The sequence below is a fragment of the Carboxylicivirga fragile genome (genome assembly GCF_050589805.1).
In the GTDB taxonomy this organism is placed as follows: Bacteria; Bacteroidota; Bacteroidia; order Bacteroidales; family Marinilabiliaceae; genus Carboxylicivirga; species Carboxylicivirga fragile.
The window spans coordinates 1-24,751 of record NZ_JBNGOY010000035.1 but is presented as its reverse complement, the minus strand read 5'-3'; the positions used below and the strand labels follow the sequence as shown (position 1 = coordinate 24,751).

Genomic DNA, 24,751 nt, shown 5'->3' with positions numbered 1-24,751 from the left:
TTTTGCCTTTGTTTTCTATATGAATGTTCAAATTATATACCAGTCAATTTGACATTACATTATCTAATCCCTCACGCAACGAACAGAAAAACCAAACCTCTTAACTCTGCGGAAAGTGCCGACAAAACTATATTCATAGCTCATCCATCGATCCATTGCATGAAAGCTTCCGTCCTGCGTAGTCGTCCACCAGTACCCTTCAGTTCCAATGCCGATATATGCACCTCCAGAGACGTGACGGATACCACCCGGAACGGCTGTAAAACAAGTTTCGTTGGTTGCTCCGATGTTAGGACTACGCCAATGAGCTGTACCTGTTTCTTTTAACTTGCCACCTGCAACAGTTGCTCCGCCCAAATAGCCAATTAATATGGTCCAATCTGCATCACTGGGCACATGCCAACCGGAAGGGCATAATTTACCTGATTCCACAGCATACCAATTGTATAAAGCCCCATAAGGTTTCTTATAACTGGCATCGTTATCGTACCAGCAGTATGCTGGGGTAGTTAAAACTGCCCATTGATCATTATTTGTTACTAAAGGCACATTGGTAACGGCCAGGTTTTCCGCCATCCACCATTGAGTGCCAATTTTTACGGTTTTGTAGGTATTGCCACTGGCATCGGTAACAGTGCCGGTTTCTTCGCAATTGTTTCCTGTTACTTCAACAGTATATATGACTTCATCAACCAATTTATCACTTTTAACATAGGCTTTAATTTTATGAATACCTGCTTCTGTTGGTTCATATTCAACTTCCGTTTTTCCATTACCATCTACTGGAGTCCATGAAGCATTTAATATTCCACCAACTTCATTTGTCTCCCATAATATATGAGCTCCGGTTGGATAAATATTATTAGCCTCACCCGGTAAATCCACTTCTGTACCAACATCAAGCTTAATAACTTCACCTACCTCTACTTGCTGATTGTCTATGGTTTCATTTTTAACTAGTGAAAAGCAAGGGTATATATTATCATTTAATACCTGGCGACATAGGTCTATGTTATTAAGCATTAACATATCACCAACTAATTTACTTGTAACAAAGACGGTTTCAGCCTTTGAATAGACATCAATAAACTTAAATATTTTTTTTATATAATTGCCATTGAACGTTTTATCGCAATCTGCAATTGAATTAACTTCGGCCATTATTAAAGGACATAAATTGTTCATAAAAAAAGATACGGTAAAGCTATCATCACGAACAGCATCAATTATTGCATTATTAAGAGTATTAAAAATAGCTTTATAACAACCAATATCTTTAAGGAGGTCAATGCCAAAGCTTTTAAATAATGCTATATACAATTGTGATAGATTATACATTAGTGCCTGGTTTGCTAATTCATCTTCTAATACAATTGAACAGGTTGGGCTTCTAAAAATTATATCATATTTATCTTCTTTAGATATCGGAATCATTAAAGGTTCAGCATCTACAAAAACAGCATCTACTGGATCTCCTGATGAAAGAAAGCCCCAGATACTACTAAGGGATGGAAATTGAACAGTATTGCCCGGAAGTATAAGACCATCCACTAATGAACCATCCGCATTTATGATTTCAATACCCCAAGCAGCTGTAGTTGTGCCATCATTTTTAATAATTAACTCACCATTTGCATAGGTTATTGTTGGTTCTACCAAGTAATCAACTTCTGGCACATAATAAGCTATCTCTGCTAGTTCATTTGATGCGGTGGTTTGATTAACAATTTTGTCGGCTAATGTTAAAAAAGCATCCTCTACCAGGTTGTTATCCAAAGGTGGCGTATTACTTTCAACTGATGTTTGTATTTGGTTAACTAATGCCTGATATTCAGGAAACGAAGATATTTCATCTAGCAGTATACCTAAATTTTCAGGTTCCACAAACGCAGTCCAGGGCATCAATGCTACCATTGTTCTGGCTGTACTATTTGCATTAATCACTGCATCACTATCATCAATTAATGAAGCGTAAAGCATCTCACCCTCTTGATTTTCTGCAAATAGGAATTGCTTATTTATTGTCGTAGCATTTGCTTTAAAAGAATTATCAGATTCAATACCACATATTCCTCCCGTGGAAACAATACTTATTTCTTCTGGATTAATATTAATTGGAAGTTCTATTTGGCCATAAATCGTTTGTTGTTCTATTTCTTCGTATTCACGTACGCATCTTACAGAAAAGCCATTGCTTTTACCTCTACTGCTTTTAGTCACATCTCCATATGAATTGATTAGACCTCGAAAACTAGCTCCACCTTCATCAACTTCTGTAGATGACCAGAAATACCCATAAATACCGTGTCCATCAAAACTACCATTATAATTACTACGCAATCCACTCCCTACTGCAGTAAATAATGTTTCATTAATTGCTCCCCTGTTAGGTTCACTCCAATGAAGTAATCCTGGTTCTTTCAGTTTTCCTCCAGCTATTGATTCTCCTCCTAAATAATTAGTTAGAACATCCCAATCATTTTCCGTTGGCACATACCATTCATCAGGGCATAACTTGTCTGTATCTACAGTGTGCCAGTTATACAAAGCTCCATATGGATCTTTATAATTTAATTCATCATTATTGTACCAGCAATAGCCGGGAGTTGATAATCCGCTCCATTCTGAATTGTCAGTAACCAAAGGAATGTCTGTACCATCGTTATATTTGGTTGTTTTAAGATTTTCACCAAACCATAATTGTTCATCTATTTTTACTGTTGTATAATAATTGCCATCACCATCAACTGCCTCAACCATTCGAGCTGTAATTGTTTTTGTTTCTGTTGGTATTTCATTAATAATAGTTGTGTAATTACCGGATGTGACTTTATAAGAAATGATATCTCCATCATTGTAATTTAAGGTGTAATCTGCTTTTGAAGCTTTTAAAACAGATTTAACCAAGGGATCTACTCCAATATGGCGTAGTAGATTTACTCCAGTACTATTTTGCGCAAATTTAATACTAAACACTCCCTCACTAGAAATGACACTTACTAAATAAATGCCCTTATTTGCTGTTGATAACTCATAATGTATGCTCCCAGCTTCCATGTATTTAACATTCTTCAATATGATTTTGCCCGAAATATCCGAAACCTGAACAGTCAGTAGTTGTGCTTTGTAATTGGAATAATATAGATTCCCGATTCCATTAATGGGATTAGGGACAATTTTTATTCTTGCATCCTGCTCTGCTGTTTGAATATTTGTTGCAATGGGGTGTAAAATTAAAACATCAGTGCCTCCCAAAGTCACACTTTCGTTGGTTGATAAATTAGTAGCTGTAATTTGGTCAAAGGTCGTTGTTGCTCCTTCTGCAGAAAAACTGATAGTAATATCCTGAGCTTTTGTGATTGAACTTAATATCAAAAAAGTGGCAACAGTGGAAAGGTAAAACTTCTTCATAGCTTCATTTTTAGAGTTAAAATGAAATAACTGCGAAGTTACTAGGCTTTAGAATCAAAGTCAATGCTCAACCTTCCTTATATCATTGTTATATTGCTAGTTACAAGCTATTGGATACCGAATTACCTAATAGCGTTCTAGAAATTTACAAATATGGAGCATAAGCCCTTTTCTATCGAATTATGATGAAAACTATCTTGACAACAATGAAGTGCGTGCACATTAGCTTGTAACCATGGCGTTAAGCATTACTGGAAAAGCAAAAAAGGGTTGATACAAATTAATGTACCAGCCCTTTCTTCACTTTATCGGGAAATTAGTGTGTGAATACTAATTCCTACCTAATATAATATAAATTTAAAGTAAGTCCTAAGAACTAATTCATTTTCTCTGGTTCTCAATCATGCTTTATAGTATTTCAAATTCTTCGTGAGTAATGCCAAAATGATTTAGGATAAGGCTTAATTGCTGTTTATTGTAATAATGCCGTCTGGTATGACCAGCTTGTGTAATTCTTTCCTTTAATTTCGGGCATAAATCAATGTCTCGTCTTAATAGTTGCAATGCAGATTTGGTTGAAACGCTATCCGGGTACAATTTTTTCACCAAGTCCTGTTTTAGTATCGTTCTTCGAATAATCATCGCGCAGGGTTTAGGTTTAAAACTACATATATAAGCCCTGAAACCATTGAAAAAAGCAAGCTTGAACACATTATCAAGAGTACCTTGTCATCCTTTAGATGGCTTTTTCGAATATCTGAATCGCTTTCGAGGTCTTCACAAGTATGTGCAGAGTGCTTTTTTAAAAAACTACTTTTTTGAAGACAATATTGAAAGCATATTTCACCTATGGACTGGGTACAAACAACTATAAGCCTCCTGTAAAGACTTATTTGTAGAGTATATTTAAATAAAACGGGCATAATTTTGAGATTATACCCTTGACAGCTAGAGGTGCTAAGATAGAAAAAATAATGAAATGTAAACTAATTACCTTATGTGCCTGCACTGTCTTCTAATATACTTTGAGCATAAAATATGTTTCCAATGCCCCTCTGTTGGTCTAGCACCTCTAAGATGAATACCAACTACATCTCCATCATTATTAAAAATTGGTGACCCGCTAGAACCTTTACCATTAGGGTACTTTAACCACATAGTGTTATTGTACCTTTTAATTAGTTCTATTCTTTCTGGTTGTTTTTGATAATCATTACTTTCATCACTGACAATACTGAATTCTCTTGATTTAATAGGGTTACTTTCTGTAACATTTTGTAATGAACTTAAATCAACTTCGCCATTCTCAAAAGGGAACTCTTCAATATCAGGTCTTCTTAAAAAACATCTTGAATTTAACCTTTCATCTGCTTTGGGACGTTTTATTCTAAGTTTAAAATGACTTTCAGGTTTGAGTTTAAGAACCCTACCAATAAACAGGTCTTCGTATTTTGGCCACTTCTTTCTTTTAAAATCATCTTCTGATTCTGCTTTTAATGGATCAAAATGCTCAAAGTAATACTTTCGAATTGTATATAGTTTGGACCTTTTCGTACTAGAAGGAACGGCAGCGTAATAATCTTTCATATCTAGTGATTCTTTAAATAGATGTCCTGCAGATAATAATAGACCTTTTTTATTTACAATGAATCCATTTCCTTTAAATTCAAGAATTCCGGTACCTTTTACTTTTAGAATTGCTACTAGCATAAAATTCAATTATTAATGACGCATGATAGTATAGAGTGGATATAGCTTTTTAAACTCATTCAAAACTGTAGTTGATATATTTTTAGAAGATACCCGAGAATCTAGCCAATCTATTTCACAACCAATGATGAAATACTCATCTATTGTTTCTTTTTGAATTTCTTTCAACAAGTCAGTTGGAGTATTTAAATTTTTCATGGCTTCGCCATTACTAACGTTTATCCAATATTCATTTCCCAGCTTTTTAAATGCATCAAAAAATGATCTTTGAATTATTGGATCTTGCATTTGACTCCTGAAATAATCTCTGTCTATTCTGCTTCCATTATTGCGACCTAAAACTAACCAAATACCAAGACTGTCCTCATGTATGATTACCTGCATCCTAATATTATTTATAAAAGAGTTAGGCCTATTTATCGATTTATCCTCACTCTTGTATGCTTGTAATTGATCAAATGACTTCCCATAATGAAGCCACATGGCATTTATATAGTTACCGCTATACTGATTAAAAAAGTGCCGGCTGACAATTTCTCTGGACTGATGGTGGCAATACAAATCAGTTAATCCATTATTAGAAAATTCGGGATAAATTATTTCGTGCAATTTTAAGAGCTTAAGCCTTACCTCTTTTCTAATTTTTTTAAGGTCTTCACTATTTACTCGATGGAATCTCTTGTTAAATATTTCATGATGATTTTTGGTAAAAAATTGGTTATTGTTTTGTGTTAAACAAGATTTTAGAGAAAAAGCTTCATTATCTACTTCTTTCACCTTTATAGACGCCTTTATAAATTTGACTTTGTAATCATCAACAAACTTCTTTGTTATTAAATAACCTTCAGAATAAAGGCTGTTAAACCAATCGAGCAATTTTCTGCATTCGTTTTGGTCATGGATTTGGTAATTCATCTCTACGTTCTTTTCTAACCCCCAATTTGTGGTATTAGATGAACCAATAAATGCAGTGTATGTGTCGTCTTTTTTTTGTATCAAATATACTTTAGGGTGAAAGGTGTATTTAGTTTCATAAACCCTGGCGTTTATATCTGTCTGAGCAATAATTGATTCAAACACTTTAGGGTCTGTCGCTAAGTCAATACCTATTAAATAGGTCTGTGTTGCGGTTTGTGGAAGACTTTGTTGAAGAAATAACCAACCACTATGGCTAATCATGGCTGAGGCTACCCAAACGGATTTTGCTTGCCCCAATTCATTCTTTAGTAAAGCTTTTATGTTGGATGTAATAATCATTATGCAGCTATTGCAATGTTAACCGCCCATTCCAATCCACTTTCTTTTAAACAATATTTTACTGCAGCTGAATAAGGAGAAAACTTGTTTGCTAATTCAAGCAATGATTTCTGATTGGCTTTTATCGATTGTTGACGTGCCATGTCATAGTTAAGATTTTGCAATGCCAAGAGAGCTTGCGTTTCTCTTACTATCCTAGCTGCTTTTCTGTAATTATCCCTTCTTCCTTCAACTAACCCATGCATATTTAGGTTCATCCTACGAATTGTATATTCAGCTTGTAAGTAATCTCTAGAATTTTCATCCTCATTCTTGGGGCTAACAAGTCCTTCATTGTTGAACTTCAGTTTTTCAGGATCACCAGGTTCGCAAGGATCGAGGAATCTTATATTTTCATTTTCAATTGCATCAGCAGGAGTCAAAGCTTTATTAGCATTGACATGAAAATAATGTTTTTTTCTTATGTTCCCTGCAGGTGCAGAATAACGATAATTTTTCCAATTAAATGCCAGCCACCAGTAGCCTCCATCTTGTATGTTTTTGTCTTCGTCTTCAGCTTTACCTTTGGGATGAAAATGATCTACATGACAATGTGTAAAATCATTAACAGATTCAGAATACCAGCATTTTCTATGAAGCACATCACAAAAATGCTTTTTCAGTTCGCCCCACATATTTGCGTTATCATTAATGATTTTTTTTCTAGCAGGTAAATCGGCAGCAGCTAATAAATCGGCAGTTAAGGTATCAGCCCTATTTAACCAGTCTTCACCTGGTTCATGATTGTCAATGTTTATATAAATCATTTACCTTTTTCTTCGTTTAACAATTCTTCTAAAACTTGAAGTGCGATTTTATTTTGTTTCTTTAAATCTTGAGGTGAGTATTCTTCTTTTTTAAATTCATCAAGATCACTTATTGCTATTATGAACTTTTGATATAACGGATCTCTATCTGTTGTATTAATACCCAGACTGTTTAAATATTGAAATATTTTATTTAATTCAGATGACTCAATATCATTTAGCTCTCCTTTGTCTTGTTTTGAAATTAGTTCATTTCTTCTATTTAAAACTTCCAAAGTACGCTCATCAACTGAGCTTGGTAACTTGAAGAACTCGCTGGTAAGTATACCTGCCACTCCCAAGCCTTTCGGGTCAAAATCTGGTGTCATGGTTTTAACAAGCATTAACTCTTTATCTTCCTCATCTTTAACTTTTTCGGTGTAGAAAATTCTAATTTCTTCTTTTGTTAAACCACCAATAACCAAAGGATCATGAGTTGTCATAATTATTTGGCTTGTATCCGGTTTCTGAACAACATCCTCTAACAATTTCATGTACTTCCATTTCCAAAGAGGATTTAGATGAGTATCTGGTTCATCTAGAAGGATTAGAGATTCTTCTTCTTTAGTGAAGCGAAGAAGGCCGAGGACAGTTAGCAACTGTTGTTCACCTTCGGAAAGTTCTTTGAAAGTTATATTACCATCTACATGGCGTTTTTTAACTTTTACACGTACCTCTAAGATTAAGTCAGATATATAAGTGCTTTCCAGTCTTTTGAAGAATTCAGCATTGTTTCCATATTTCTCTGCAATCTTTTCAAGCTTTTCCTGATTGGATATATAGAGAAAGAGGTGTTCTTCTTTATGGTTTTTGTTGAAACTTGCTCTTACATTTTCAGTCGCAGAAATAGGAGCCATTGATGCATCATACAGATCATCTAAGAACTCTCTTACAACACCTTTCGCACCCCAAAAATCAAGAGGATCTTTTTTCTTACTCCAATCAGGTTTCTTCAATACAAAAAGAATAGACTCAAGCCCTATGATATCGAGATATTCTTCAAGAAAATCACTTATTTCTGGTTGAGAGAAAGCATAAAATGCCATTAGTACAAAATGACTATGTATCATTCTGGCATAGAAGAGCGGACGCATAGGATTATCTAAACCCGCCAATAAGTCTTTATAAAACCTAGTTTGGTGCGGGTCGAAGTGTTCGAGCAATCTATTGCTTAAACCCGAATAATAAGCGAATACGTATCTTGGTAAATACTGGTACTTATTTTCTTTTATTTCTTTTTTTCCAATAGGCTTTGTGCTATATAAGACTTGAGGTGTATTATCTTTCGTTTTTATCCTAGAACCTTGCAGTATTTTAAAACCGCCACTAGTTCCGGGGCCTCCTTCAGCTCTTAGATTCTGACTTTTGCATTGGTATTCAATGATATAGTTAAAGGGAGTAGCGACTCCTAATTCCAAATCACGAAAAATAATAACCAATGCCTCCAAGAAGTTTGACTTACCTGCTGCGTTCTCTCCCAAAAGAACGGTTTGCATTTTAGACTCATCCAAATCAATATTGAATTGATGGAGGTTTTTGAATTTTTCGATGTAAACCTTATCTATTCTCATACAAGTTCTAAATAGCCTTTTTCTGAACTTTCTTTGACCGTCTTATTCATCTCTATTTGTTTTTTTAATTCCGCATAGAATTCATCAATTTTCCGATCTTCTTCTTTAGGACCATAATACTTTGACATTTTCCAAAGTTCTTCTGCATGAAGCTTACCATGTTTTTTTAAAAGTGGCACTATTTCCATAAGTATTGTATTTGGATCATATTTACTAGTTCTCTGTCTGTCTTTCTTTGACGTTTCCTTTTGAGGTTTTTCTTTTAAAATTTCTATACCTAGCGCTTCAGTCAAAACTTGCTTAAGAAGCAATTCATTATTTATTATACTTTCTGATATATTTTTATTCAAAGAATCAAGAAATAGCATTAATTCATCTAGTTTATCAGCTAAAAGTATTTGTATCTCTAGTGGGGGAATAGGAACTAGTAGGTTTGAAATTTCTTGAGTGTTAATATTGTTAATGCCCACAGTTGTTCTTAAAGGTTTTTCAATCAAATCCCTGAAAAAATTTGATTTTGTGGCTCGCAATAGAAACCTTGCATTTATGAGGTTTATGTTAAATCTTAACCGAACAAGATATCCCGCATAAGCAAAACCTACAAATTCACCATTTACTAATACTGTTTTACCAACTAATTCCCTGCTACCATTGGATCGAATTATCAAAATATCATCTTGTTCTAGCGCTAAATCTTTTTGTTCTTTTTCGCTTAAGTCCGTAAACTTTAAATCATCACCATTTAGTGAGTGGCCAGAAACATTAGGGATTCTTAGTACTCTAGAGTTTCTATTAGAGTTATAGTCACAACTCTTTGATGTGCCATACTTTATGTCTAATAACAATTCTCCTAATCTACACCAAGACCAATTTTCAGGAATTTCAAAGGGAATTTCATCTGGTGTAATGAGTTGCAGTGGCTTTTGTTTTTTGATTTTCTTCTCTCTTGTCAACCGTTCTTTTTCGGCTTTGATTTTTCCTAAAAGCAATGTTGCTGGCTCGTCACTCTTGGCCATGGACATCAATTTTCCTTGCATGGCATCCGTCAAAAAAGCTTGGCGAAGTTGCTCGACTATATTGATTTGGCTGGTCAGTTCAGAATTTAGTTCATTAGTTGCTTCTTGTGCATTTACAAACTTATCTCTTGTTTCAATTTGCTTTTCAATTTCAAAATAGGGAATTTCATACTTCCCAAAAACAGTTAAACCAATGGCCTCTTTTGATGTGCCAGATTTAGTATTTCTTACAATTTCATCTTTGAAGGCAAGAAAAATAAGGTGATAAAATTTTATATCAATTGGATATTTTTCGGGATCCTTTGGGGTGATGATAAAGCATAAATCACTTGAAATGAATTTGCCATACACATAGTGGGTTCTACCTAGAGAACCTGAAGCAGCTGCAGCGAAAATGAGTGCTTCACAGTCGTGCGTAAATTCATTGTGTGTTTTCCAATCTGCAGCAGCAGTGATAAAGTCGTATTCACCAGGTGTAGCTTTTGTGCTTTGCAAAGAGCCTTTCTCAAAGTGAAACAAGTCTTTTATTTTCATCAAACTCATTTGACTGCTTCTTTAAGTTGGTTCAATAATTTGCTGCTGGTTGCAAAGGAGTTTTCCAATATGTTCATTAGTTCTGCACTACTATGTTCTATTTCTTCTTCAGCCTTAATTGGATTCTTAATATCTAAATCATAATTCCTATCAATGATGGTTTGAATATCTACTTTCCATGAAATATCGCTTTCTTCTCGATTGTCCCACCACTTTTTTATTGGTTCAAATTCTTTTAATTGGAGTGGCTTGGTTTTGGAATATGCTTTTTGTTCTTCAGGAAGGCGAAGCTCATAATACCAAATATCTTTAGTGGGTTCTCCTTTGGTGAAAAATAATAGATTGGTAGAAACTCCAGCATATGGTTGAAAGACAGAATTTGGAAGACGAATGATAGTATGCAGGTTGCACGCTTCTAAAAGTTTTTGCCGCACCCTTTCTTTTATACCTCCACCTGTTAGTGAACCATCTGGTAATACAATACCAGCACGGCCACCTTTCTTAAGTAAATGAACCATAAGAACTAAAAAGAGGTCCGCACTTTCTTTTGTTCGATAATTTTGAGGAAAGTTCTTTTCGTTGTTGTTGGCTACAATCCCACCAAATGGCGGGTTCGCTAGAATAACATTCACTCGATTTTTCTCTGTGTAAGCACTTAAAGACTGATCAAGAGAATCTCTAAATGAGACATTTGGCACTTCGATGTCATGCAATATCAAGTTTGTTGTAGCCAATAGATAGGGAAGTGGTTTGTATTCCCACCCAATGATGTTTTTGGCTAAGTTCGCAATGTCCTCAACGCTGTTTGCTTCTTTTCTGAGATGCTCAACAGCTGCCGTCAAATAACCTCCAGTTCCACAGCTTGGGTCTAAAATCTTCTCTCCCAACTTTGGGTTTATCATTTCGCAGATAAATTCAGTTATTGCTCTAGGCGTGTAGAATTCACCACTTTTACCCGCACTTTGAAGCTCCTTCAAAATGGTTTCGTAAAGTTCACCAAAAGCATGCCGGTCTTTTGCAATATTGAAGTCTATTTCATTAAGCTTATTCAATACCTTTCGGATATTGATGCCACTTTTCATATAGTTGTTGTTTCCTTCAAACACCTCACGAACTATCAATGCTCGTTTATTGGTAAGGTCGTCATTTACTCCAACTTTAAGATTACGTAATGCAGGAAAGAGTTTTTGATCAACAAATTCTTGTAGTTCATCACCTGTTATTCCTTCATCATCACCTGCCCAAGCATCCCAATGAAATTCATCAGGAATTGGACTAGTGTATTTATCGTTTAAAACTTCAAGTTCTTTGTCTTTATCTGAGAATATTTTTAAAAATAACATCCATCCCAACTGCTCAATACGTTGTGCATCTCCATTCAACCCTGTATCTTGCCACATGATTTTACGAATGCCGTCTATGATTCCTTTTAAGTTTGCCATATTAATGTCCTGATCTGCCTAGTATTGGTTTTAATTTATAATGTAATGCCGTTTCTAATAGCTCTAATTGTTTATCTGTTATTTTGTCAATTGAGGCATAATGAAGTATAAGTTCTACTTCTTTACCGACTATTTTCTTCCATCTATTTAAGTGCAATGCATAAGTTTTCTCTGATGCCTCCCCTAGATGTGCTTTTAACCTGTTGGAAAAAAGATTTTTAGACTTTCCCACATATATTACTCTTTCTGTACTGCTAAATTCAATAGGGTTAACTTGTGGTAACTTTAGACTACTACTTTCATCCGCTTTCTCCTTAGAAATATTTTTGGATATTGTTGAAGCTGTCAAGCTTTCCGAAGGATCAAGGGTCAAAAAATAGAGTACGTTTTTTATTTTAAACTTACTCAATTCAAGTGTTGAGCTTGATGAAATAGTCACAGACTTAAAGCATCCAATCTTATTAGCGATAGGTTTAAGTTTCTCTAATTCTTGTTTTTCTGTTTCAACAAAATCATTAATGATTGAACTAAAATCGGTAGTCATTTTATGTTCCTGTGTTATATAATTCAGTTTCTAATTCTTTTACTGCTTCCATATATTTGGCTTTGCTTCCGAATTGCTTGATGATTTCCAAAGGAGAACCGTAATCGGTGAGTGGTTTCACTTTAAGAATGTCCATACTTTCAATGTTGGTTACACCTTCATCCGCATACTTATCAAGCAGAGTTTCTAAAACCTTTCTAGCTTGTTCACCATACTTTGTGAAGTAGTCTCGCTTTTTTACATTATTTGCACGCTCTTGGCGAGTGAGTGGTGGCTGTTCAAATGCCACATGACAGATTAAATCAAATAAATCCACTTCACGGTTTACCGCATCTCTCAATGCTTCAACTAACACTCCTTGGTCTTCCAGTTCCCTGATAATGACTCCTTTTTTGCCTGTGCTGTTCCAACGATTTAAAAAATCGTCCAAAGAGGCATATTGCCCTTTGATTAGCTCTTTAGTGTGGTCTTTTAGACTGGTGGTTATTGGTTTACCATTGTTGTCAAAATACATTTCACGACTTATTAAAACCGATACATCCACACCGTTTACATACACCTTTTTTCTTGGTTCATTTACCCTATCCGTTGGTGTCTGAGGCTCAGGATATCGGATTTCAGGCTCTATTTCTATTTCTTCACCTGTTTCTTCATCAATGATTGGCGTGTCAATATTTTCTTCTTCATCCAATATGCCTCCAAGGTCAGATTCTTCAGAAACTGGTTTCACTCGGATTGGGTCACCATCAAATTCAGGGTCGGCAAATAAATCTGTAACATTTCTAAAATCAAGAATTGTGAAATAAAGTTTTCCAAATTCCTCATTTATTCGTGTTCCTCTACCAACAACTTGTTTGAATTTTGTCATTGATTTGATTTCGCTATCCAAAACAATTATTTTGCAAGTTTGTGCATCAACTCCTGTTGTCATTAACTCAGAAGTTGTTGCTATAACAGGATAACGTTCTTCGGGGTTTATAAAATTGTCTAATTCTCTTTTCCCTTCATCATTATCACCTGTAATCTGCATAATGTATTTGTGATTGTCAGCCACTAAATCACTATTCAAATTTGAAAGTGCAGAGCGCATCCTCTCTGCATGGTTAATATCAGAACAGAATACAATTGTTTTTGCAAAACGGTCAGAACCCTTCATGAATTCAGATAGTTTTTTTGCAACTATTTGAGTCCGTTCATCAATAACTAAAGTTCGGTCAAAGTCTTTTCTATTGTAAACACGGTCTTCAACTTTGTTTCCATCTTTATCTTTTTTCCCTTGTTCTGGTCGCCAACCTTCGGCATCAACGTTTAGATTTACACGAACAACTCTGTACGGAGCTAAAAAACCATCATCAATTCCTTGTTTCAAAGAATAGGTGTAAACAGGTTCTCCAAAATATTCAATATTTGAAACTTCGTCTGTTTCTTTTGGTGTAGCTGTTAAACCAATATGAGTTGCTTTTTTAAAATAAGTTAAAATTTCACGCCAAGCACTATCTTCTTTTGCACTTCCTCTATGGCACTCGTCTATTACAATTAAATCGAAAAACTCAGGTGAAAACTGTTTGTAAGCGTTTGCTTCTTCGTCAGTACCAGACAAGCCTTGATACAAAGCTAAATAGACTTCATAGCTCTTGTCAATCATACGGTGCTTTACAACCGTCATTTTATCTTTGAAGTGTTTAAAATCTCCCCTTCTTGTTTGGTCAATTAACGCATTACGGTCGGCAAGAAATAGAATTCTCTTTTTTGCTCCACTTTTCCACAGTCTGTGAATTATTTGAAAAGCAGTATAAGTTTTACCTGTTCCTGTAGCCATTACCAAAATAATTCGATCTTGACCTTTGGCAATTGCTTCAAGCGTTCTATTTACAGCATTTTGTTGATAATATCTTGGAGTTCTTCCACTACCGTCAAAAAAGTAATCTTGTTCAACTACTTTTTCGGCTTCGGGTGTTTCTATTCCTTTGTAATGTTTGTATTTAGTCCAAAGGTCTTTCGGACTTGGAAAACTATCATTGTCTAATTCAGTTTCAATATTCCCTGTTGTTTCTGTCTTGTTATGAAATAAAAAACCGTCTCCGTTGCTACTGAAAACAAAAGGGATGTCTAATATTTTTGCATAGTCTAATCCTTGTTGAATACCTGCACGAATTGAATGCTTGTTATCTTTTGCCTCGACAATAGCAATTGGAATATTGGGCTTATAATAAAGAATATAATCAGCTCGTTTACGTGTCCCTCTTGCTGTAAGTTTACCACGTACATATATTTTACCATCGGTAAAACTAACCTCTTCGAGTAGTTGAGTTTGTTTATCCCAACCTGCTTTTTCAATGGCAGGCGTAATAAACTTGGTACATATATCTCGTTCTGACAGTTTCTTCTTATTCATGCTCAGATTGAATTAAATCTTTAGGATCTACATTGAGGATTTTAGCAATTTCAAAAAGCGTTTCCAATCTCGGCTGTTGTCTATTTTGCACATAAGCATTAACCATATTATAGCTTTTACCAAGTTTATCAGCCAACCAAGTTTGTTTTATGCCTTTCTCCTCTAATACTTCTTTTATTCTATTCATTCGAAAATAAATATTTCAGCCACTAATCTATAATTTTTTTATTAATTATCTCATTTTATAAGATATAAATCAAATTAATTGAAACCTAAAAAATACATCATAGTTGCTCAAACTCATCAATTGTAATGCAAAAATGTTCCAGAATTAAAAGGAGTTGCTGTATGGTGTAATAGTGCCGTCTGGTATTCCCTGCCTGTTTAATCTTTTTTTTGAGTGCTGGGCAAATATCAATTTCATTTCTCAATTGCTGCATGGCTGACTTAATAGAATGCTATTAGGATATAGTTTTTTCACCAACTCCTGTTTAAGTATCGTTCTTCGGATAATCATAACTCTGGATTAAGGTTTGGAAATAGGTGAAAAAGCCATTTAAACATTGAGAAAAGTTGTGTTGTTGAGTATATTTTAAGTGCCTGAGACTGCTTTCCATGGCTTTTTTGAATATCGCGATAACCTGAGAGAATATTCAGACCATGTTCAGGCTGCTTTTCTGAATATTGCTCCAGATAAAGACTTGCTTGTTTAGTACATTGAAATATTTTGGGCATAACTTACGCAATTATACCCCTGACGGCTAATGATGTAAAGATAGCTTTTTCAATTCTGCAAAAAAGAACAAAACTATCGTAAAGAACCTACATTTACCTTACTTAAGTTACTTAGGTTACTTAGTAGGATTAAAGGACTTTATTATAGGTGTTTATATTTTTAAATAAGCTTCCATTTTATAAGTAACTAAGTAACCATTATTATAAACATCAAAATACTAAGTAACTCTAAGTAACACTAAGTAATCGGATAGAGTATTTAATATTGATATAATACACTTGTATTCTATTATTTATACCTCTCTAAGTAATCTAAGTAACCTAAGTAACCAGTTTTGTAAGAATTTTTCATGTTTGGAGTGCAAATCGCAGTTTGTTTTCATTTCCCCTCTATATTATTAAACAAATGACAACAAAAAACCCGATACCAAAACTGATACCGGGTCGATTATATCTTTAACTGATATACCTGCTTAAATAGATTACATGTTTGAACTATGAACCGATTTTGCTTCTGTATCAAGATTCAGGTTTAGCTTATCAAGATAAAACACAAAAGCCGTTGTACTGGTATATTTCTTATTGCCTCTTTCATCGTATTCTTGATAACCTGATTTGGCATCCATCTTTTTAAAGCTGACTTTCTTCGTGTCGCAAATAAAAGCAGGACTGTTTTTTAGGTAATACTCTACCGTTGCATCGGGTAATGGTTTATCTCCCTCACGCAATGCCTGTGATTTATATAAGCCAAACACACGACTTACAGATAGGTACAAGAGCTTCTGCGGTTCCTGGAATACGATATCGGACTTCTGCCACTTGCCATCTTCTTTAAAGGTGCGTTCCATTTTTTCAGCATAGACCACACGGTAATCACCTTCTTCAAACAATACATTGGAACTGATAAGGTATTGAATTGTTTTCCAAAAGATACCCAAATCATCGTTCCTGGCCGTTTCCTTATTCTGCTCAATCATCATCTCAACGAACAGTTGCATAATCTCGTCAATCTTAAACGGTAGTTCTACCATTTTAGCAACGGTAGCATAAGCTGAGGCTACGGTAAGCCAATTATTAAATATCCGTGTTTCTATTGCAATTGTACCAAGGAGTTTCCTGAACTCATCGCTAACAGAGTCAACCGTTTTATTATAGTATTTAGTAAAAAGTTCCCGGTGTTTTAATAATTGATGTGTGATTTGGGTTAATCCCTGCTTATTGAGTTGTTCCAGTTCCTCAAATAGCTTTTTATCTTCAAAAGAAAATACAGTTTTTGAAAATCCCAATGCAATAAAACGGCTGAATAAGGCAATATCTGCAGTAGCAATTTGCTGACCACAGACTATGATTCCCTGGTTAACTTTGGAAGTTTCTTTTTTCTTGTCTTTATCCATATTCATACGTGTTCGCCCAGTCTTGTCCCAGAAACCTTTGAGCAGCTCACGCTTTTCCATTTCTAAATCATTACGATACTCATCCAGAACACAAACTGCATTGGAACTTGTCGCCACATGGTCGGCGATGGAGGGCTTGCTTGAGTTATGCAGGTTGGGCACTTTTCCTTTACGACCAAACATATATAAAATGCTTTCGGCACATGTGTTTTTACCAGACCCCTTTTGTCCGTACATGTTAAGAATAGGGAACTTATCAAAGCGTTTTGCTACGATGTCCATGAATAAACAGGCAAAGTAGAAGGACAGTGTAATGATACCATTATGTCCAAAGACACCATAATACTTTGTAGCATATTCATATAAGGTAATATTTCCCTCATTATGGATAAAATGGCGTTCAAATTCAAATAAAGTATCGTCACCATCGTATATATCAGAACAAGCAGGAATATAAAAATACTTGCTGTCATGTTGTACGATGCCGTACTTATCCGCTCGTACAAACTCGTCACCGTTAAAAATACCGTTTCCCCAACAAAAGAAGCCCTCTCGTTGCCAGCCTAATTGCATTATTTCTTTACAGCTCTTAGTTTTCTCATAAAGCCAGGCTTTGAGTTTATTCAATTCGCTTTCCCCTCCGGTCCATAAAAAATTACCCAATGATTCTATCTGGAGCTTAAAAGCTGTAATGCTAACCATATCACGTTGGGGAAGCTCTATAATTTTAACTAAGTTGTGGCGGTTCTTGATTTCATATAAGCGTTTAGCATTAATTGGACTTTCTATGTGGAAAAGTGGTGTCATTACAAAGTTGGAATGATGCACATAGTCATCACCTTTCTTGTTCCGGAATACGTAACAATTATTCTCAACATAGAAACCCCAGCGATTAAAGTTACTCAGACTAACATGTTCAGGAATATTATAACGCTGGCTTTTCTTTGGCTCATCCCTGCTCAACTCTTTAATGGCATCCTGCCATGCCTTTTTAGGTTTGATCTTTTCGGCTACAAAGTCGATGTATACCTCTTGCTTTGTTTTGTCATAGTTTGAAATGAGCAGGGATATTCTCTTAATGGCATCCGATTTTTTAACCGGGTCGGAAGCAAACTGCACTGCATATTGGGAAGTTTTAAAAATGATGTAATCGACTTGTTTATCGTTGTACTGCAGAAACAGTTCTTTGGAGGTGAAAAGTGAATCGGGATCTTGCTTTTCAGGCAGGCCTATAACCGAAACATGAAATTGGTTTTTAATCAATATCTCTGCATTTCGATCGGTGGCACTTTGCCCTGCTTTATCTCCATCAAAAACCAAAGTTACCTTATTGGTGTAACGCCTTAGAAGCTTTACCTGTGCCAAAGAAAGGGCTGTTCCGCCAGTTGCAACCGAATTTAAAACCTCTATCGAGTGCAACCTTAAAACATCGGTATAACCTTCGACAATATAAGCCCGGTCATCATTTTTAATAGCAAACCTCGCTTCGTTCAGTGCATACAGTTCATTTCCTTTGGTATAGATGCAGCTTTCAGGAGTGTTTATGTATTTGATTTTAGGCTCTTTATTAAGGTCACGTCCGGCAAAGGCAATTGTTTGTCCTCTGGAATTGGAGATTGGAAATATCAACCTATTGCGAAAGAAGTCATAAACACCCTTGTCGTTACTTTTTAAAACACCAATCTCTTCTAGTATTTCAGTTTTAAGACCACTTTTTCTTGCATGAGCCAGGAGTGCATTCCCATTAGGAGCATAACCAATATTAAAGCTGCTATCTTGTGGTATGGCAAGCTTACGCTCTTTGATATATTGCTGCGCTTCCTTTTGACTTACCTGTTGTAAGAAGAACTTTTCTACAACGCCACATGCTATCTTTAAACTTTCTTCGTGCCTGTACTTTGCTTCATCGAAGTTGGAGCTCTTTTTCCACTCAAAACCAATGTTCAGCTTCTTAGCACCAATCACAACTGCTTCTTTAAATTCTACGCCCTCATGTTCCTTAATAAATTCAATAGCATTACCGCCTTTACCACAACCAAAACACTTAAAAATTCCCTTTGCCGGATTCACACTTAATGACGGTGTTTTTTCGTTATGAAAAGGGCAGCAACCCATAAAATTACTGCCCATTTTTTTAAACTCAATAAAATTCTCTGCAATGCTAAGAATATGGTCGTTTATTTGTTCTATAACCCTGTTTGCATCCATTAAGCTACCAATTAATTGTTGTAAATAGTTGTTGATTATGGTTATCTAGATGCAAGAAAAACTCATGAATATTACCATTTAATTCGCGGTACATATCTAATAGGTGGTTTCCCCTAGGTACCCCCCATATATTACAAAAGAGTTTCTTCAAATCTTTGTTAGATTCTACAATCATTTTTTGAATCTCTATGCTATCAAATGGCACAGAAGTATATCCTTGTTTTTCGTAAAAGCCTTTTATGCGTTTATCGAAAAAAAATAGCTTTGATACTGTATTAGGCGCTTTTATTGTCATAATTAATTCTTCAAAAATTACTTTTTAAAAAAGCAGGGCTGCCCTTGTTCAGCCCTGCCGAAACCAATTCTAGCCGTCAAGGGTGGTTATTAATTCTTTAATATCTTCCGTTGAAAAACATTGGGGCATGCTATCATCCATCGCTACAGTAAGCTCAATGCGAGCCATTACACTTTCTTTCCAATTGGGAATCATATAAATGGCACTACTGCTTTGAAGAAAATTCATCCTCAAACGTAAATTTTCAGACCAGCTGTGCTTCTCAAGTTCTTTATCTTCGGGAGTAATAATTGTACAACCCAGGTTTAGAAGATGAATCTTTAATCTTAGAATCTCATTTTCATCAGTGTTGTCATGGATTCCGGAAAGATAAACTACCATTGTTTTTGAATTTTCAGATAAACACTATTGTTTCCCTTTGCCTTGAAAGCTGCTGATACGCTTTTTGTATGCATCGCATAACTCATCAACCGATTGAGCACTACTTCTGACTTTTCGACTCTCAAGCAATCGCTTTATCTCGGAAATTGTGTAGAATATTTTGCCTCCTAGAGAAGAATAGGTGATATTTCCACTAGTACGTAATCGTTGCAAAGTGCGCTGACTAATTCCTAAATAAGTGCATACATCTTCACTGTTAACCCATGCCTCATCTGGATTTACTTTTTGCTGATGTATGTCTATTAATTGAGAAAGCGATTCTATCTTGTCAATAAGAGCCTGGTAGGCATCGGATTCAAATGTTATAACGTTCATGCTCTGACTTTTTAAGTTCATTGCAAAAGTGTAAACAAGGAAAGTTTTATGAGCGCAACTTGCCTAGCAAGTTGTGTCACTTTTACTCTAAACTGAGCATTTTTTCATTAAACTTATATGCTAAGGTATTCAAGAAATAAGCTCGTTGGTTATTGTCATTCTTTGGTTTACGCAATGCCATCTTGTGAAGTTCAGGATGGTAATTTTTCAAATCAACGCCAAATTTTGCCCCAAAATGCTCAATTAACTTTTGTAATGTAATGGTTCCTTTATTGATGCATCCAACTTCATGTAATGCACATATGAGTTCAATGAGGGAACGTTTATTGATTGTCCAACGTATTTCTTTACCAGGTGTCCCTTTTATGTCTGTTGCTTCATCATTGGCATAAGGATGGATTTCTAAACTCTCTAACTCCATACTTAAATATTGAATCAAATACTCAAGAAAATCCTGTAATTGCTTACTCTTGTCAGAAGTGTGTTGTTGCTTGTACCATTTAACTGATAGCTTAATGCGGTTTAGCTTAAGGAAAGTTTGTCGCTTGTCATAATTGTAACATATGTTTGACAATAGCTCCCCCCACTCTCCTATTAATTTTTGAAAATCTTCGAATCTTACTCTTTGCGATGCAAAAAGCTTCTCGACCTTCCCTATAAAATCATTCATTTCTGGTTAATGTTAGGTTTGAGCTAACAATAAAAAGCAAAAAGGTTTTTTGTTCATTGATATAATATATATTTTGTATGACTTTCGTCATCTCAACAAAATTTTGTAAATTCGAATCTGAAATATTGTAGGATTTGGCGGTGTTTTGGCTTAGCTAAAAGTAGTAGCTAAATCATGACCTGTTTAGAAAGTCACTAGCTTAAAATATTGATATACAGAAGCATATGAGGGCAGGTTCACTTACCTCTCTCTCCGCTGAGTGCGAAAGCAATTTAAAGTAAAACCCTGTAAGTCAACACTTACAGGGTTTTTTCATGCGCAAAAGTGTGCAATAAAAGGCAGAAAAAGGCAGTTTTAGAGCGGACTTATCGAGGACTTAATTTCCTCTGAAAAAAGTCCTCGATTGACAGTTAAAAATACGCTGCATTGCGCTTAATTACTCGGTTTTTAATCGTTATAAAATGAACTCATAAAAATAATTTTAACGTTAAAATTTATCATTATGAGTGGACTTGAGAATGTCAAAATCTTGTTCTTTATCAAAAGAACAAAACTTACCAAAACAGGAGATGCAACAATCTTCGTAAGAATCACTATTAACAAGGAAAGAACAGAATTTTCTCTAAAAAAACATGTTTCGCCCAAAATATGGGATGACAAAAAAGAAAGGGCTAAAGGCAAAACTCCGGCCGCTACAGAAGTCAATGATTTTATAGATAAATACCAGACGAAAATTCTATCCTATATTGATTTTATGATTCTGGATAACCAAACGGTTACTGCTAGAATTATTAAGGAGAAACTTGTTGGCAAAAAAGAAACCAGACGAACTATCCTAAAAGTATTCCAGGAGCATAATGACAATGCCAGAAAATTAATTGGAATTGACTTCGCTCCTGATACGGTTCAACGCTATGAAACTTGTTATACGCATACCAAGGATTTTATTCGTTGGCAATACAAACGTGAAGATATGGCCTTGGAAGACCTGAATCATCAGTTTGTACGTAATTATGAGCTTTATTTAAAAACAGAACGTAAGTGTGCACACAATACTGCTATTAAGTATTTGAAGAACTTCAAAAAGATTGTTCGCATTGCATTAGCCAATGGATGGATGAAGAAAGATCCATTTGCTACCATAAAATTCAAACTAAAGCCCGTTGATGCAGCATATCCTACCAAAGAAGAGTTAGATACAGTTATCAATAAGGAAATAAACATAGAACGTTTAAGACAGGTTCGTGATGTTTTTGTATTCTGTTGTTTTACCGGATTGGCTTTCTCAGATGCCAAGTCTTTAAAACGTGAACATATCACAACCGATAGTAATGGGATTACCTGGATTCATAAAAAGCGTACTAAGACCGATCAGATGAGTACTATCTTTGTAATTGAGGCTGCTAAAAAGTTAATGGCCAAATATGAGTACGAACCAGAACTCATTGAAAAAGGTGCTGTTCTCCCCGTCCTCAGTAATCAAAAAATGAATGCTTATTTGAAGGAAATTGGTATTATATGCGGTATTGATAAACCTATATCAACCCATACAGCCAGACACACTTTTGCTACTACTGTAGCTTTAGAGAATAACATGCCTTTAGAGGTGGTTTCCAAAACACTTGGCCATTCCAGCACAAAAATGACTCAGCGTTATGCAAGAACAACCGAGGCTTTGATTCAAAAGAACATGGAGAAGATTAAGGATTTGTATTAACAATCAACATCATAAATGTAAATATCGCATATCAAGATTTGCGATATTTACTCAATACTTATGTTTGAACTTCCTTAAAATGAGGAAGTTTATCCATTCTTATTCACTCTATTTATTGCCTTTTGTATGGCTACAATAGCCGTTTGAGACACTCCACATTCTTTGGCGATTGAGTCCCAAAGTGAGACTGCATCTTGTACCTCTTCCAAAATTAGCTCTGGTTTCTTTATTCCAAAATGTAAGCCTAACTCCAACAAATGTTTCCTTCCAGGATTTTCACTCTCTCCTGCAACCATAGTACTATGAAAACCATATGCTGAATTTGAAAAAGTTAAATCATATACCGGAGCGAAACTCCAATGACCTTTGGGATCCATTAAAAAAGAGAAGTTCTTACTATGATCATCCCTATTGTGAGCAAACACATTAAAAGCTGCCAATCTCAACACTTTTTCATAAGCTTTCACATGTTTTTCAAGCTGAAAAGCGCAGTCCATTAAATGACCATAATCCATGGTGCTCATTCTAAAATTATCATGCATCAATCCACTAGCGGTATGCATATGAACTCTTTTCTCTTTAATTCTGTCAAAGCGTTTTGTACCAAAGTATGTTTGTCCTGACCGACCAGTGAATAGTTTACAATCGCTCATCTCTAATCCGGCTTTTAAAGCCATCTTATGATAAGCGTATTCAACATTAGCAATCTCTATAGGGTCAGAAGATGATGGAAATTTAATCAACCAGTCTTCATAACCTTCTGCCAGTTTTTGATTAACATGCATTAATTCTTTGGTCTCATTATTATACCCAACAAAGATTTTAGGACGTGCTCCACCGGAAGAACCGCCTAAAGTAAATAGCTCTTCAATTATATCAGAATCGCTTCCTTTTAAAATATGATCCATTTCCTGAGCTATCATATCCAGTTCAATTTCAGCCGAAATGGAAACATCTTCATCAAACTTTGGCTTATAACACAAAGCTCCCATCCCCTTATCTCCAACATAAGCTAATCGATCCAATGGAGTTATATTCCGGATATTTATTCCTTTCGATGCAAGTGTGCGATCTAATAACAACCTTCCCCAACCATCAGGCAATGAATCGTTAAAAACTCCATACAAACCATCAAAGGGTTCTGAACCAGCCGAATTTATTTCATTATTATAAGGCAACTTAATTGGTGAGATATTCAAACCACATTTTAAAAAATCAGCATTATAGCGAAAATAGATAGTCCGATTATCCATTACTATTTCCCCCACCTCATAACTTTGGTCTTCAAGCTCCAGAGATACTAAAATATTTTTGATATTTTCCATAACAGCTTATTTACCTAAGATTTAGTTGAGAAAAGGTCTTCAATATTACCTAAGCCTTCTTTGGGTTGGAAAACTGATGTAAAATCTTCCAGTCTATTAAGAAGGTGCGCTAACTTAAGCAGCGACTCCAGAGATATTTGTCCTGTAGTTTCAAAACGCTTTAAGCTACCTAAAGAAACACCAGATCGCTCTGCCATATCTGATTGAGATATCTTTAATTGTTTACGCAAGGCTTTGTGGCGTTTAGCCAGTTCCTTACCGATTTCATGAGGTGTTGGATTAACCGAATACATATAGCTAATATATTAGACAAATATAGCTGTAATTTTACTTTATAGCTAATATATTAACCAACAGAATGTAGAATTACTGTTTATTAACTCAATTATATCAGTTGGAGGCCTGAGGCCCTCAACATGAAAAGCTGTTATAAATTAGTTCATATCAAGTTTGATCACTAACCTATAAAATGTAACGTTTTTACCGGTAGAAACGTTACTTATCGATTTTTCTGCTTATTGAAAAAGTCAATAAATTTAGTTGGGGTGCTGAGCATCCCAACTGAATTTTATTTTAGTAGTACAATCATATAGAATGTATTTTCTCCATATTCTTATTTCCTTTGTAAGGAATACTTGTGAACCACCTCGGGGCAAGCCCAGAGCCATCGTTCACATAAAACAACTAAAGCTAGTTTGATTAAATTAGGATCGCCTTATTTTGGCGTCCTCGACTGCTTTATTTGTAATAAACAAATATTACAAATGGAAGCATCCAGAGAAACGGAAGTTTTAAACGAATTAATAAGATTTTCAAATTTAAGCCTCTAAATAGGCATATTCTTAAGTGGTATATATCTTTGATAATTAAATAATTATCACTATCTTAATGGTATAATAAAACCCCGAAAACAGGCACTTTTGCCA

Annotated in this window: 21 protein-coding genes; 1 reads left to right on the top strand and 20 read right to left on the bottom strand. The window is 35.2% G+C overall.

All coding sequences use genetic code 11. From position 1 onward, the window contains the following. Positions 1-63: 63 nt before the first annotated feature. The 18 genes from ACRD7B_RS15365 to ACRD7B_RS15280 all read right to left on the bottom strand — a co-directional run bounded on the left by ACRD7B_RS15365 (position 64) and on the right by ACRD7B_RS15280 (position 20,783). Positions 64-3,411, bottom strand: coding sequence for an FISUMP domain-containing protein (locus tag ACRD7B_RS15365; RefSeq protein WP_430825470.1), 3,348 nt, complete (start codon positions 3,409-3,411; stop codon positions 64-66). Positions 3,412-3,819: 408 nt separating this feature from the next. Continuing rightward, on the bottom strand, positions 3,820-4,053 hold the full coding sequence (locus ACRD7B_RS15360; protein WP_430825468.1) for a DUF4248 domain-containing protein: 234 nt from the start codon (positions 4,051-4,053) through the stop codon (positions 3,820-3,822). 348 nt (positions 4,054-4,401) lie between these two features. Further along, entirely contained in the window at positions 4,402-5,121 is a 720-nt protein-coding gene (locus ACRD7B_RS15355) for a trypsin-like peptidase domain-containing protein (RefSeq protein WP_430825467.1), read from the bottom strand. Positions 5,122-5,133: 12 nt separating this feature from the next. Further along, on the bottom strand, positions 5,134-6,378 hold the full coding sequence (locus tag ACRD7B_RS15350) for a phospholipase D-like domain-containing protein (protein ID WP_430825466.1): 1,245 nt from the start codon (positions 6,376-6,378) through the stop codon (positions 5,134-5,136). Then, positions 6,378-7,184 (bottom strand): HNH endonuclease family protein, encoded by an 807-nt coding sequence (locus ACRD7B_RS15345; protein ID WP_430825465.1) that lies wholly within the window; start codon positions 7,182-7,184, stop codon positions 6,378-6,380. Before ACRD7B_RS15345 ends, ACRD7B_RS15350 begins: the two co-directional genes overlap by 1 nt. After that, positions 7,181-8,794, bottom strand: coding sequence for an AAA family ATPase (locus tag ACRD7B_RS15340; protein ID WP_430825464.1), 1,614 nt, complete (start codon positions 8,792-8,794; stop codon positions 7,181-7,183). The genes ACRD7B_RS15345 and ACRD7B_RS15340 overlap by 4 nt, the downstream gene beginning before the upstream one ends. Next, positions 8,791-10,344 carry a restriction endonuclease subunit S gene (locus tag ACRD7B_RS15335; protein ID WP_430825463.1) on the bottom strand — a complete coding sequence of 518 codons (1,554 nt, stop codon included), beginning with the start codon at positions 10,342-10,344 and terminating at the stop codon, positions 8,791-8,793. Before ACRD7B_RS15335 ends, ACRD7B_RS15340 begins: the two co-directional genes overlap by 4 nt. Positions 10,345-10,349: 5 nt before the next feature. Further along, the gene (locus tag ACRD7B_RS15330) at positions 10,350-11,786 is read right to left on the bottom strand and encodes a class I SAM-dependent DNA methyltransferase (RefSeq protein ID WP_430825462.1); all 1,437 of its coding nucleotides are present in this window, start codon (positions 11,784-11,786) and stop codon (positions 10,350-10,352) included. Between the two features lies 1 nt (position 11,787). Then, positions 11,788-12,330, bottom strand: a complete 543-nt coding sequence (locus ACRD7B_RS15325) for a GIY-YIG nuclease family protein (RefSeq protein WP_430825461.1) — start codon at positions 12,328-12,330, stop codon at positions 11,788-11,790. A 1-nt stretch (position 12,331) separates the two neighbouring features. Continuing rightward, positions 12,332-14,725: an EcoAI/FtnUII family type I restriction enzme subunit R gene (gene hsdR / locus ACRD7B_RS15320; RefSeq protein ID WP_430825460.1), complete on the bottom strand. Its 2,394-nt coding sequence runs from the start codon at positions 14,723-14,725 to the stop codon at positions 12,332-12,334. Beyond that, a complete protein-coding gene (locus tag ACRD7B_RS15315; protein WP_430825458.1) occupies positions 14,718-14,912 on the bottom strand; it encodes a helix-turn-helix transcriptional regulator in 195 nt (64 codons plus the stop codon). The genes hsdR and ACRD7B_RS15315 overlap by 8 nt, the downstream gene beginning before the upstream one ends. A gap of 97 nt (positions 14,913-15,009) precedes the next feature. Then, positions 15,010-15,165 (bottom strand): hypothetical protein, encoded by a 156-nt coding sequence (locus ACRD7B_RS15310; protein WP_430825457.1) that lies wholly within the window; start codon positions 15,163-15,165, stop codon positions 15,010-15,012. 73 nt (positions 15,166-15,238) lie between these two features. Further along, complete coding sequence (locus ACRD7B_RS15305; protein WP_430825456.1) at positions 15,239-15,460, bottom strand: hypothetical protein; 222 nt, start codon at positions 15,458-15,460, stop codon at positions 15,239-15,241. Between the two features lie 482 nt (positions 15,461-15,942). Beyond that, on the bottom strand, positions 15,943-19,062 hold the full coding sequence (gene dnaG, locus ACRD7B_RS15300) for a DNA primase (protein ID WP_430825455.1): 3,120 nt from the start codon (positions 19,060-19,062) through the stop codon (positions 15,943-15,945). A gap of 4 nt (positions 19,063-19,066) precedes the next feature. Beyond that, the gene (locus ACRD7B_RS15295) at positions 19,067-19,357 is read right to left on the bottom strand and encodes a hypothetical protein (RefSeq protein WP_430825454.1); all 291 of its coding nucleotides are present in this window, start codon (positions 19,355-19,357) and stop codon (positions 19,067-19,069) included. A 69-nt stretch (positions 19,358-19,426) separates the two neighbouring features. Next, entirely contained in the window at positions 19,427-19,738 is a 312-nt protein-coding gene (locus ACRD7B_RS15290) for a DUF4406 domain-containing protein (RefSeq protein ID WP_430825453.1), read from the bottom strand. A 24-nt stretch (positions 19,739-19,762) separates the two neighbouring features. Next, positions 19,763-20,113, bottom strand: coding sequence for a helix-turn-helix domain-containing protein (locus ACRD7B_RS15285; RefSeq protein WP_430825452.1), 351 nt, complete (start codon positions 20,111-20,113; stop codon positions 19,763-19,765). 82 nt (positions 20,114-20,195) lie between these two features. Further along, a complete protein-coding gene (locus ACRD7B_RS15280) occupies positions 20,196-20,783 on the bottom strand; it encodes an RteC domain-containing protein (protein WP_430825451.1) in 588 nt (195 codons plus the stop codon). Positions 20,784-21,285: 502 nt separating this feature from the next. Between ACRD7B_RS15280 and ACRD7B_RS15275 the strand changes: the two genes are divergently transcribed. After that, positions 21,286-22,500, top strand: a complete 1,215-nt coding sequence (locus ACRD7B_RS15275) for a phage integrase SAM-like domain-containing protein (RefSeq protein WP_430825450.1) — start codon at positions 21,286-21,288, stop codon at positions 22,498-22,500. An 89-nt stretch (positions 22,501-22,589) separates the two neighbouring features. On the opposite strand, the gene ACRD7B_RS15270 is transcribed toward ACRD7B_RS15275, so the two are convergent. Together ACRD7B_RS15270 and ACRD7B_RS15265 are read right to left on the bottom strand one after the other, a co-directional pair. Further along, positions 22,590-23,825: a type II toxin-antitoxin system HipA family toxin gene (locus tag ACRD7B_RS15270; protein ID WP_430825449.1), complete on the bottom strand. Its 1,236-nt coding sequence runs from the start codon at positions 23,823-23,825 to the stop codon at positions 22,590-22,592. A 14-nt stretch (positions 23,826-23,839) separates the two neighbouring features. Next, the gene (locus tag ACRD7B_RS15265) at positions 23,840-24,118 is read right to left on the bottom strand and encodes a helix-turn-helix domain-containing protein (RefSeq protein WP_430825448.1); all 279 of its coding nucleotides are present in this window, start codon (positions 24,116-24,118) and stop codon (positions 23,840-23,842) included. Positions 24,119-24,751: the final 633 nt, after the last annotated feature.

Excerpts from the sequence above, each read along its gene's own strand:
- ACRD7B_RS15365 (WP_430825470.1), bottom strand. The coding sequence starts at position 3,411 with ATGAAGAAGTTTTACCTTTCCACTGTTGCCACTTTTTTGATATTAAGT.
- ACRD7B_RS15360 (WP_430825468.1), bottom strand. The coding sequence starts at position 4,053 with ATGATTATTCGAAGAACGATACTAAAACAGGACTTGGTGAAAAAATTG.
- ACRD7B_RS15355 (WP_430825467.1), bottom strand. The coding sequence starts at position 5,121 with ATGCTAGTAGCAATTCTAAAAGTAAAAGGTACCGGAATTCTTGAATTT.
- ACRD7B_RS15350 (WP_430825466.1), bottom strand. The coding sequence starts at position 6,378 with ATGATTATTACATCCAACATAAAAGCTTTACTAAAGAATGAATTGGGG.
- ACRD7B_RS15345 (WP_430825465.1), bottom strand. The coding sequence starts at position 7,184 with ATGATTTATATAAACATTGACAATCATGAACCAGGTGAAGACTGGTTA.
- ACRD7B_RS15340 (WP_430825464.1), bottom strand. The coding sequence starts at position 8,794 with ATGAGAATAGATAAGGTTTACATCGAAAAATTCAAAAACCTCCATCAA.
- ACRD7B_RS15335 (WP_430825463.1), bottom strand. The coding sequence starts at position 10,344 with ATGAAAATAAAAGACTTGTTTCACTTTGAGAAAGGCTCTTTGCAAAGC.
- ACRD7B_RS15330 (WP_430825462.1), bottom strand. The coding sequence starts at position 11,786 with ATGGCAAACTTAAAAGGAATCATAGACGGCATTCGTAAAATCATGTGG.
- ACRD7B_RS15325 (WP_430825461.1), bottom strand. The coding sequence starts at position 12,330 with ATGACTACCGATTTTAGTTCAATCATTAATGATTTTGTTGAAACAGAA.
- hsdR (WP_430825460.1), bottom strand. The coding sequence starts at position 14,725 with ATGAATAAGAAGAAACTGTCAGAACGAGATATATGTACCAAGTTTATT.
- ACRD7B_RS15315 (WP_430825458.1), bottom strand. The coding sequence starts at position 14,912 with ATGAATAGAATAAAAGAAGTATTAGAGGAGAAAGGCATAAAACAAACT.
- ACRD7B_RS15310 (WP_430825457.1), bottom strand. The coding sequence starts at position 15,165 with ATGCAGCAATTGAGAAATGAAATTGATATTTGCCCAGCACTCAAAAAA.
- ACRD7B_RS15305 (WP_430825456.1), bottom strand. The coding sequence starts at position 15,460 with ATGCCCAAAATATTTCAATGTACTAAACAAGCAAGTCTTTATCTGGAG.
- dnaG (WP_430825455.1), bottom strand. The coding sequence starts at position 19,062 with ATGGATGCAAACAGGGTTATAGAACAAATAAACGACCATATTCTTAGC.
- ACRD7B_RS15295 (WP_430825454.1), bottom strand. The coding sequence starts at position 19,357 with ATGACAATAAAAGCGCCTAATACAGTATCAAAGCTATTTTTTTTCGAT.
- ACRD7B_RS15290 (WP_430825453.1), bottom strand. The coding sequence starts at position 19,738 with ATGGTAGTTTATCTTTCCGGAATCCATGACAACACTGATGAAAATGAG.
- ACRD7B_RS15285 (WP_430825452.1), bottom strand. The coding sequence starts at position 20,113 with ATGAACGTTATAACATTTGAATCCGATGCCTACCAGGCTCTTATTGAC.
- ACRD7B_RS15280 (WP_430825451.1), bottom strand. The coding sequence starts at position 20,783 with ATGAATGATTTTATAGGGAAGGTCGAGAAGCTTTTTGCATCGCAAAGA.
- ACRD7B_RS15275 (WP_430825450.1), top strand. The coding sequence starts at position 21,286 with ATGAGTGGACTTGAGAATGTCAAAATCTTGTTCTTTATCAAAAGAACA.
- ACRD7B_RS15270 (WP_430825449.1), bottom strand. The coding sequence starts at position 23,825 with ATGGAAAATATCAAAAATATTTTAGTATCTCTGGAGCTTGAAGACCAA.
- ACRD7B_RS15265 (WP_430825448.1), bottom strand. The coding sequence starts at position 24,118 with ATGTATTCGGTTAATCCAACACCTCATGAAATCGGTAAGGAACTGGCT.